Source organism: Corallococcus sicarius, assembly GCF_003611735.1.
In the GTDB taxonomy this organism is placed as follows: domain Bacteria; phylum Myxococcota; class Myxococcia; order Myxococcales; family Myxococcaceae; genus Corallococcus; species Corallococcus sicarius.
Genome location: NZ_RAWG01000079.1, coordinates 22,381 through 32,661, shown reverse-complemented (window position 1 = coordinate 32,661; position 10,281 = coordinate 22,381). Strand labels below are relative to the sequence as shown.

The 10,281-nt window shown below is 73.4% G+C and carries 5 protein-coding genes; 4 read left to right on the top strand and 1 reads right to left on the bottom strand.

Annotated features, from left to right (window positions below):
* Together D7X12_RS14825 and D7X12_RS14820 are read left to right on the top strand one after the other, a co-directional pair.
* A partial coding sequence (locus D7X12_RS14825) for a flagellar motor protein (RefSeq protein ID WP_120625922.1) occupies positions 1–3,140 on the top strand: 3,140 nt, incomplete at its 5' end.
* Between the two features lie 24 nt (positions 3,141–3,164).
* The gene (locus D7X12_RS14820) at positions 3,165–6,257 is read left to right on the top strand and encodes a hypothetical protein (RefSeq protein ID WP_147443663.1); all 3,093 of its coding nucleotides are present in this window, start codon (positions 3,165–3,167) and stop codon (positions 6,255–6,257) included.
* Here D7X12_RS14820 and D7X12_RS14815 read toward each other — a convergent pair.
* Positions 6,241–7,626, bottom strand: a complete 1,386-nt coding sequence (locus D7X12_RS14815) for a response regulator (RefSeq protein WP_120625920.1) — start codon at positions 7,624–7,626, stop codon at positions 6,241–6,243. The two genes, D7X12_RS14820 and D7X12_RS14815, sit on opposite strands and share 17 nt — an antisense overlap.
* Before the next feature lie 27 nt (positions 7,627–7,653).
* On the opposite strand from D7X12_RS14815, the gene D7X12_RS14810 reads away from it, so the two are divergent.
* Entirely contained in the window at positions 7,654–8,043 is a 390-nt protein-coding gene (locus tag D7X12_RS14810; protein WP_120625919.1) for a VOC family protein, read from the top strand.
* A 55-nt stretch (positions 8,044–8,098) separates the two neighbouring features.
* Positions 8,099–9,907 carry a cyclic di-GMP-binding domain-containing protein, MshE-related gene (locus tag D7X12_RS14805; RefSeq protein WP_244224559.1) on the top strand — a complete coding sequence of 603 codons (1,809 nt, stop codon included), beginning with the start codon at positions 8,099–8,101 and terminating at the stop codon, positions 9,905–9,907.
* The last annotated feature ends 374 nt before the right edge of the window (positions 9,908–10,281 follow it).

Genomic DNA, 10,281 nt, shown 5'->3' with positions numbered 1-10,281 from the left:
GCCGTCCTCCCGAAGCCCAGGTCGCACCGGAGGGCATCCGCTTCCTCATCACCGGCCAGGCTGCTCCCGGTGACCGGGTCCGCGCGGGCGACCTGGACGCGACGGTGGACGCCTCCGGTGCGTGGCACGCGAGGGTGCCGCTCCGGCCGGGAGAGAACGTCGTCCCCCTCACCACCACCGCGTCGGGCGGGGCCGTGAGCTTCTTCCACCAGCGCTTCGACGTGCTGCGACGCGGGAAGAGCGGGTGGCTCGTCATCCCTCGCGAGGTGAAGCGCCTGGGTGCCTTGCACGGCCTCGCGTCCGACGCCGCGCCGCTGCCCACCGGGGAGACGCGCCTGTCGGTGGAGGCGCCTCCCGGCACCCGCGTGCGCTCGCCGCAAGGGGAGGTCGTGGTGGGCCCCGAAGGTCGCGTCGGCCTGCCCGTGCGACTCGTGACGGGACGCAACGCCGTCCCCCTCTCGCTTCAACCCCCGGGTCAGCCCGCGAGCACCGTGACGGTGTCGATCGAGGCCCGTGCCCAGCCCTTCGCCGTGGGCCTGCTCGACCTGGAAGCCAGCCTCGCGCCCGCGGGCGGCGGCTTCCGACTCCGGGGCCGTGGCGCGGCCCATGGCGAGGCGCAGGTGGGACCGGTGCAGCTCGTCGGTGAGCTGGACCTGCGCGACACCGACGTGCGCCAGCTCAAGGACGCCCCCGTCGCGGACGGGCTGCGCCCGCGAGTGCCCGAACGCTTCGACCGCTGGCGCGATCCCGACCTGTCTCCGGCGGAGTGGGGTGATGCCTCGGTGTCCCTCACCCCCAATCCCTCCGAGGGCCGCCTGCGCCTGGAGGCCCGGCACGAGCAGTACGGCCGCGCCGGCTTCGGCACCTACCGCGCGCTCCAACAGGACCGCGAGGTGGGCCGCTACCACCGCCCCCTCTTCGGGCCCTTCGCCGAGCTCCACAAACAGGTCGGCGAGCTGCGCGTCGGCGTGGACGTGTTCGCGGGGGGACTCGTGGATCCGACGCGCGGACTGGCCACGATGCCCGCGCACGAGGAGCTGCGGGCCACCGGCGGCAGCCTCTACTACCTCGGCGGCAACACCGTGGTGGAGGGCTCGGAGCTGGTGCGCGTGGAGGTGCGCGACGGCGTCACCGGCCTGCCCCTGGGCGAGCAGCATTTGATCCGCGGGCGCGACTACGACATCGACTACCTCGCGGGCCGCATCCTGCTCGCGCGGCCCCTGTCGATGCTCACCGGCACCTCGCTGCTCCGCACGGAGGCCCTCACCCAGGCCCCCGAGCCCGTGCTCGTCGTGGACTACGCCGTGCTGCGCGCCGGGGATCCGCGCGACACCGTGGGCGGTGAAGCGTGGGCGCGCTGGCGTGACTCGTCCGTGGGGCTCGCCGCCGTGCGCGAGCGCCGCATGGGCAGGCCGTTCCAGCTGTTGTCCGGACGGGGCCAGACGCGGGTGGGCGCGTACTCGCTGCTCGCAGAGGCCGCGACCAGCCGGGGGCTCGCGATGGAGCCCGGGGTCTTCGGCGTGTCGGACGACGGCGGCCTGTCCTTCCTCCGCCCCGTCGGACCGCAGGACGACCACGGTGGCGCGGTGGGCCTGCGCGTGAGTGGCCCGGGGCCGCTGGGGCAGGGCGGCTCCGTGGACGCCGCGTGGCGCGAGCGTTCACGCGGCTTCTCCGACGGCGCCCACCTGGAGGCGTCGCGCTTCCGGCAGCTGTCCCTGCGCGCCACCCAGCCAGTGGGCCCGCTGCGCTTCACGCTCCTGGGCGACGAGCGCCGCTCCGCGGATCCGCGCCTGCCCTTCGAGGACGCCCCCTTCGCCGCGCGCACCCTGGGCGTGGCCGCGGGCTATGCGCAGGACGCGTGGGGCGTGCGCGTGGAGCTGCGTGACGGCTGGCTGCGCGCCACCGACGTGCCCGGCACCGGCCCCTTGCGCGAAGGCGGCCGCACCTCCGCGGGCGTGGCGGGACACCTCACCGTCGCTCCCGGCGTGGTCGTGTCCGCCGGCCACCGGCAGCGACTCCACGAGCGCGGCTCAGGGCCCGGCAGGTGGGACGACACCTTCACCTCCGCGGGCGTGGACGTGGCGCTGGGCCCGGATGCCTCCGTGGGCGTCAAGGGCGGCTGGGGGCCCCAGCTCGGGCCGCAGGCGTGGCTGGATGCCCGGGTGCGGCGGGGCCCGGAGGTGTTCTACGGCGGCTACTCCGTGGACGTGGACGGGCCGGACCACGGCGCCGGCCGCGCGGTGACGGGCGCGCGCACGGAGGTGGGGGACGGCACCACGGTGTTCGTGGAGGACGTGAGCGCGCACGACGCCACCTCCCTGCGCCTCGCGCGCGCGGTGGGCTTCCAGCAGGTGCTGCTGGACGGCTTCGGCGTGGGGGCCCGCTATGAGCGCGGCGTGCGTCACCCGCTGGACCTCGACGGCGACCTGACGCGCGACGTGGCCAGCGTCTCCGCGCAGTGGCTGCGCGAGCGCGTGCGGGCGGAGGTGCGCGCCGAGGTCCGCCACGAGGAGGGCACCCCCGCGCGCGGCCCTGCCGTCCCGGTGGATCGCACCCAGGTGGTGCTGGCGCTGGCCGCGGAGGCGCTGCTCGTGCGCGACGTGACGGCGTCGGGCCGGTTGGACTTCGCGCACACGGCGGGCCTGGGCGGGCTGGAGGCGCGGTTCGCGGAGGGCTTCGCGGCGCTCGCGTGGCGGCCGGGCCCGTGGCTGGTGGTGGCCCGCTACGGCCTCACGCGTGAGCTGTCTCCCGGCATCCGCGGGGCCTTTGGAGACCGGCGCCTCCACACGCTGTCGCTGATGCCGGCGGTGCGCGTGGGAGACCGACTCTCCGTGGCGGCGGGGCTGCACGCCGGACGCACCAGCCTGGGGGATTCCTCCCAGTGGGTGTGGACGGGCACGCTGCGCCCCTCGGTGCGGGTGGTGGGCGGACTGGAGGTCGGGGTGGAGGCCGCCCGGCGCACGTCCGCGGCGGCGGGGCAGGGGCTGGAGGCCCTCCGGGCGGAGGTGGCATACCGGCTGGACGAGCGCCTCCGGGTGGCCCTGGGGTACACCGTCCTGGGCTTCAGCGGTTTGGGGCTGGGAGCGGAATCGGTGGATGCTCCGGACAGGCTCTACCTGCGGGCGGAAGTGGCCTACTAGAGGCCGAGCGAAGGGACGTCGAACGTGCGAGCCTGGATGGTGGGCGTGGGGTTGGTGTTGGTCGCCGCGGGGGCCCGTGCGGACTGGACCACCACGCAGACCCAGAACGGCACCCCGAAGGACGTCGTCGTCTTCCGGCCCGGCTTCTTCGCCGTGGCGACGGACATGGAGCTGTTCATCTTCCAGGACGGAGGCGTCTCCACCCTGTCGGGCGGCATGGCGGGCAGCTACCTGCGCGGGACGAACTGCGTGGTGGGCGTCCGCGACGACGGCACCCTGCGGAGCGTGGGTGGGTGTGCTCCGGAAGAGGGCAGGACCCTGTTCCCGGACACCCCGGAGGACCTGACCACGGTGCGCTTCAGCCCGGACGCGGGCGTGGGCTACGCCGGCGCCAAGGTGTCTCCCGTGAGCTGGGAGTTCCGCTCCTCGCTCCTCCCGAAGGAGGGCAATGCGGAGTGGGGCACCCTCGCGATGCCGCTGCCGAGCGCCGTCGCCCAGGCGCCGCTGGCGGTGCTGCCTCCCCAGGCGGACGGCTTCGCGCACGCCCTGTTCTCCGTGTCGCCGACGAAGGCCAACTTCGTCTGGTACCGGGGGACGGTCGCGCAGGCCTATCCCGCCCAGGGCGTGACGCCTCCCAACGCAGCGCGCTCCGTGGCGATGTTGCCCGGCGTGGATCCGGCGAAGCCGCTCGCGTACTTCGGCAACGACACGGGCCTGTTCCGAGGGACGCTGGGAGGCGCCTCGTCGCCGTTTGATCCGGTGCCGTTGGATGGCGGCCCGATGTCGGTGGATGCGCTCGCCTTCGACGTGGCGAACGGCTCCGATGCGGGCGTCGGCTTCGGCCTGATGTTCGTCAAGCGGCCGAACGGCCAGGTGTCGGCGCTCAGCGCGGAGCCCGTGGTTCCGTCCGCGCCGCCCGGCTCCGTGTGGCGCAACAACTCGAAGTTCCAGACGGTCCTCAACGACCCCGCCGCGCAGGTCGCGTGCTCGGGAGCGTCGTACTGCGTCGCCATCTTTCCCCGTCCCGCGCAGAACATCCTCATCTACGAGAACAAGGCGAAGCCGGACCTGGAAGGCCTGCCGCGCACCTTCGTCGTCGACGAGGGCACGCTGAAGAAGCTGCCCCTCGCCGTGGCCGACAACGACGGGGACACCGTGCGGATGACGGCCACGCTGCGCGATCCCGGAGGTCTGCTCACCGCCGTCCAGGAGCCTGCGCCCACGGCGGGAGGCAACGGGCTCACGCTGGCGTTGACCGCGGCCTCGGGGTTCTGCGCGAGCCAGAAGTCGTTCGTCGACGTGGTGGCCTCGGACGGCCTCGCCGGGCATGACACGACGAAGACGGTGGAGCTGCAGGTGAAGCACTCGGTGCTTCCCGCCGCGCCCGCGGGCGCCACCGAGGCGGTGGAGGGCGGCGTCTTCTTCGCGGGCGGTCCCCGGGGCACCCTCACGCCAAGGCGGGGCGCTTCCGGCTGCGAGCCCATCCGGTACCTCTGGGCGAAGCAGTCCAGCGCGGCACCGACGCTCGAGACGACGGACATGGTGGCCACGCTCAACCCGGTCCTCTCCAGGGCGGACCGCTGCAAGCCGGGCATCAACACCTTCACCTACGACGTGCGCGCGTTCGACGGCGAGCTGACGTCGCCTCACACGAACGTCCCGGTGCGGATCTACCCGTGGGGACCTCCCGAGGCCCCGTTCGCCAGCCCCACGCGCGAGGTCTACTCCGGGACCGCCCTGGGCGCCCTGATGACGCACCTGTGCGCGGGGACCGACGGGCTGCCTCCCGTCTCCACGATGTGGTCGGTGACGGACAACCCCTCGAACGTGGCGGTGACGGTCGTCGGCAGTGGCGCTGTCGTGGGCCCGACGCCGGTCGAGGCAAGCTCCGTGCTGGTCAGCTCGCAGTCCTGCGTCACCACGGCGTTGAAGCTGCGCGCGTTCAACCGCATCACCGTGGAAGGGCGCGTCCTGGAGGGCCCGGCGTCCGACGTCAACCTGACGGTGCTGCCGCGCCGCATCCCCCTGGACACGGTGTCGCTCGCGCTGGTGCTGGACGCACCGGAGGAGCGCAAGGTGCGCGGCCGCGTGACGACGACGCCGGTGCTGAACTGCACGGGCGACCGTGAGCTCACCCTGGTGGCGACGCTGGAGGAGCCCTCCGCCACGCCCGGCGTTCCGGGCCGGGTGCTCGCCACGCAGACGCTCGCCGGAATCTCGGACGGCTTCGACCTGGCGCTGCCGCCCACCTGCGGCGAAGCCAGCTACACCGTGCGCGTCCGCGTGTACGAGACGCTGGGCACCGGCGCGGTCGTCCAGTCCGAGCTGTCCCAGCCGCTCACGCGCAACGCGCGCGACGTGGTGCTGGGGGGGGTGAGCGGTGAGGTCATCGCCACCTGCGGCGAGGGCGCCCGGGGCACGCTGCGGCAGACCTTCCCGGAGGGCGCGTGCACGGTGGTGGACCTCGCGTGGAACCATTCCCAGGGGCCGGAGCTTGCGTCGCTCCAGTCCCGCGGTGACTCGGTGGAGCTGTCCACGCAGGACACGGAGCTGGAGTCGCTGGTGGGCGAGTCCCTCACCCTGAGCGTGAAGGCGACCGCGCTGGGGGCCTCCGAGGTGACGCGCGAGCACGTGGTGCGCATTGGCGCCCGGCCCTTCGTGACGCTGGAGCGCCGCAGCGAATTGGAGGCGGGCTCCGACTCGGGGTTGATGGGCGTCGTCGTGACGTTGCGCAACGACTCCGCGTGTGGTGTCGCGTCGCTGAGCTACGACGAGGTCGCCAGCGGGGTGGAGCTGCTTCCCGACAGCGTGAAGGTGAATGGCCAGCGGGTGACGCCCACGGAGGTGAAGGACGGGAGCTTCACGGTGGCGCCGCTGGCGGTGGCCGCGGGCGAGACCGTGACGCTCACCTACGTGGTGCGTCCGGGGCTCTTGAGCACGCCCACGTATTCGGGCGTCGCGAAGCTGCGGGGCGTGGTGGTGTCCCAGGCGCCCGCGCCGCCGCCTTCCACGTCGGGTTGCGGGTGCTCCGGCGGAGGCTCGGGGGTGACGGCCTTCGGGCTGGGGGCGCTCGCGTGGATTGCGCGGCGCAGGCGCGGCGTCAGAGCCCGAAGCTGATGCGCTGGCGGCGGCCGGGTGTCTCCTGCCGCTCCTCCAGCACGCCCGACAGCTCCAGGCCGCGCAGGGTGCCCAGGGCCTCGCGCTCGGACAGGTCCGTGAGCGCCAGCAGGTCCTCCACCGTCTTCGTGCCGTCCGCGAACGTCAGCAGCATCGCCTGCGGGCCGGTGAGCTTCAGCTCGTGCAGGCCGTAGGGCGGAGCCGCGGACGGGAACAGCCGGCGCCCGGGCGCCATCGACTGGCGCAGCGCCACCAGCGTCTCCGTGCGCGTCACGCCCTCCAGGATGAGGTCACCGGGGAAGAGCGACAGCGGCACCAGGTCCGCGCGCTGCGGCCGCATGGGGCTGAAGCCGTAGCCGCCCTCCACCCACGCGAAGGTGGACCAGAGGATCTCCTTCACCTGCTCCTCCAGCAGCCGGCGCCGCTGTGACGGGCTCAGCAGGCCGCGCTTGAGGAGCGCGTCGCCGGTGCGCAGCGAGTGCTCGCGGGCGTACGTGGCGGCCTCGTTGAGCTGCGCCTCCGTCAGCGCGCCCTTGCGCAGGCAGAAGCGGCCGAAGCGCTCCGGGGCCAGGTTGGAGGCGGCGTACACGACGCGGCCCGCCTCGAAGTAGACGACCTTGAGCACCGTGCCCTGGCGCAGCTTCAGCTCTCCGTGGTGGCGCGCCTCGTAGTAGGCGTTGAGCAGGCGCGGCACGCGGGTGTGCTTCAGGTCCCCGCCGAGCGACCACTCCGGAAGCTCCCGGCGGCGGCGCTCCGGCGCGGCCACGGGCTCCGCCCACACGGCGTCGCGCCGGGCGAAGGGCAGGGGCAGGGCCTCCGACATGGGCTCGGCCGTGTCCGAGTCCGTGTCCGCCTCCGCCTCCAGCTCCGGGGCAGGGAGGTCCGGCCCGGCCGGGTCGGGGCTCACTTCGGGCGTGGGCGCGGCCTCCGGCGCCGGCTCCTCCTGCACCAGCTCCTCCAGGACGAGCAGGTCCACCTCGTCGAGCAGGTCCGACTGGGGGACGGGCGGAAGGCCCGCGGCTTCTTCCAGCGCGTTGAGGACGGCGTCGAGTTCGAAGGGCTTCTCGAAGAAGGCGCACGCGCCGTGGACCTTGATGGCCTCCTGGGCGAAGCGGTCCCCCTTGTAGACGCCGCTGACGGCGATGGCGGGGATGCCGTGGGCCCGGAGCGCGCCCAGCACCTCGCTGCCCCGGATGTCCGGCAGCAGCAGGTCCACGAGGGCGGCGTCGAAGTGGGAGGTGGGCCCCAGGGACTCCAGCGCGGACTCGCCCGTGAACACGGCGAGCGCGTCATGACCCCGGGTCTGCGCCACCGTGGCGATGAGGGAGGCCAGTTCCTGGTTGTCCTCGACGATGAGCAGTCGCGCCATGGGCGGGCAGACCCTAGCATCAACCCCATGAGGGACGTTCAGGGCTTCCACCATGTGGCGATTCAAGCGAAGGACGTGGAGCGGGTGACCACGTTCTATCGGGACCTGCTGGGCTTTCCCGAGCTCAAACGCCACCTGCGCGAGGACGGCACCCTGCGGAGCATCTGGGTAGGCGTCCCCGGGGGCGCCTTCCTGGCCATCGAGGCGGTGGACGGGACGCCGGAAGCATCGCCGTTCCGCCACCCGGCGCCGGGCCTGCTGATGCTGGTGTTCCGCATCCCTCGCGAGGCGAGGGGTGGGGTGGTGGAGACCTTTGCCCGTGCGGGGGTTGCGCTGGAGCACGAGACGCGGTGGACGCTCTACGTCCGGGACCCGGAGGGCAACCGGGTGGGGCTGAGTCATCACCCGGAGGACTAGGGGCTGCCCGGGGGGCTGGGGCGCCCGGGCGGAGGCTTGCGGAGGGTGATGGGGCATGGCTACAAGCGAGCCCATGCGCCTGGGTGAACTGCTCGTGAAGGACGGCCTGGTGTCCGCGGCGGCGGTGGAGGAGGCGCTGGAGTCCCAGGTCGTGCACGGCGGTCGGCTGGGGACGAACCTGGTCGAGCTGGGGCTGCTGTCCGAACCGGACCTGGCGAAGGCGCTGGGCAAGCTCCACAACTGCGCCTACGCGTCCGGGGAGATGGTGCCCGACCCGAAGGCCGTGGGGCTGGTGAACCTGAACGAGGCGGACGACAAGGAATACCTGCCGATGCGCTCCGACGCGACGCGCTTGAGCGTCGCGGTGGTGAACCCGCACGACTTCCCGACGCTGGATGCCATCGCGTTCAAGACGGGCAAGCGCGTGGTGCCGGTGGTCATCCCCGAGTTCCGGATGAACCAGTTGCTGCGCCGGCACGCGAAGGCGTTCCGGCAGCTGCGGGCCATCGACGTGAACGCGGTCCGGCCGCGTCCGGCGAAGGGCTCGGCGGCGGAGCTGGTGAAGGCGCAGGAGCGGCCTCCGGACCTGATGAGCGAGGAGGAGTTCCAGTCCGTCTACGCGCAGGCGCTGCGCGGTGGCGCGGACGGCGACGAGGACGTGCTGGAGGGGGAGATCATCACCGGCGAGGAGCTGGTGGAGACGCCCGCGGCCCGGCCCGCGGTAGCGGCACAGCCGCCGCCCGCGGCCCAGCGGCCGATGTCGCCAGGAGTGCAGCCGCGCGTGGACATCCCCGCGCACCTGGCCCCGTCAGTCCCAGGCCTGCCCGCGCATGGAGCCACGGTGGCCCGCGCCGCGAGCCCGGCGGTGCAGCCCGGTGGTGCGCCCGGAGTGCCCGCGCAGGGGGCGGGTCAGTGGGGTGGCGCCCCGGGGATGCCCGCGCAAGGCGCACCTCGGCCACAGGCAGGTGGCGCTGCGGGAATGCCCGCGCAGGTGGCGGGTCAAGCAGGTGCTGCGCAAGGAATGCCCGCGCACATGGCGGGTCAGGCAGGTGCTGCGCAAGGAATGCCGCCCGCGCACGTGGCAGGCCAAGCGGGTGCTGCACAAGGACTGCCCGCGCATGTGGCGGCTCAAGCGGGTGTTGCGCCCGGAGTGCCCGCGCAAGCAGCGGCTCACTCCAGTGGTGCGCCCGGAATGCCAGCGCAGGCGGCGCAGGCCGGTATTGCGCCTGGAATGTCCGCGCACGTGGCGGCACAGCGCGGTGGTGCACCGGCAACGCCTCCGGTGGGCGCCAGGGCGGGGCCACCCGAGGCCCCGCAGCCGACATCGCCGGCCGGAGGCACCCAGGCTCCAGCCCGCGCGCCCGAACCGCGTCCGAAGCCGTTGACGTTCCCGGAGGCCCAGGCGGAGCTGGCGCGCAGCTCGGACCGCGAGGACGTGGCCCGCACGGTGCTGCGCTTCGCCTCCGGCAAGTGGCGCCGGTGCCTGCTGCTGTCGGTGCAGGGCAGCCTCGTTACGGGCTGGCACGGCATGGGGCGGGGCGTGCGCGACGAAGCGGTGCGCCGCATGGGCGTGCCGCTGCGCGACCAGAGCACCTTCCGCCTCGTGCGCGACACGCGCTCCCACTACGTGGGCCCGGTGAAGCGGGACGCGGCCATGGGCATGTTCTACCGGCTGCTGGGCGGTGGCTTCCCCACGACGGCCGTCATCCTGCCGCTGCTCGTGCGCGGCAAGGTGGTGCACCTGCTCTACGTGGACAACGGGCCGGATCAGCTCACCCCGCCGGACGTGGGTGAGCTGCTCATCCTCTCCCAGAGCGTGGGTCGCTCGTACGAAGCGATGATGCGGCGGCGCAAGAGCGCCTGAGTCCGCGGTCCCTCCGCCACGACGAGACGGCCGTACAGCAGGGCGGTGCGGCCCATGACAGGGATTGCGCGCCCGCGTTCATACGTGGCCCGTCCCCGCCGAAGCCCGGACGATCCACCGGCCCGGGTCGTGTCCCCCGAGTGAAACACGGGCGCACCGCCGTGCGCGAAACACCCGACCACGGCGGGAGTCCGCGCGTGCGCGCGAGCAACCCGGGAGGTGACAGGGATTGAGAGGAATTGGGCTCCGGGACGGCGTCCGTCCTGATCCAGGAATGTCAGACGCAGCCCGTAATCTCTGACGCATTCCAGCCCGAAACCCACCCATGACGACCCGACCTCCCATGCCCGACATCGCGCCCCGGACTTCGTCGT

Coding starts and splice junctions, on each gene's coding strand:
- D7X12_RS14815 (WP_120625920.1), bottom strand. CDS start 7,626: ATGGCGCGACTGCTCATCGTCGAGGACAACCAGGAACTGGCCTCCCTC.
- D7X12_RS14810 (WP_120625919.1), top strand. CDS start 7,654: ATGAGGGACGTTCAGGGCTTCCACCATGTGGCGATTCAAGCGAAGGAC.
- D7X12_RS14805 (WP_244224559.1), top strand. CDS start 8,099: ATGGCTACAAGCGAGCCCATGCGCCTGGGTGAACTGCTCGTGAAGGAC.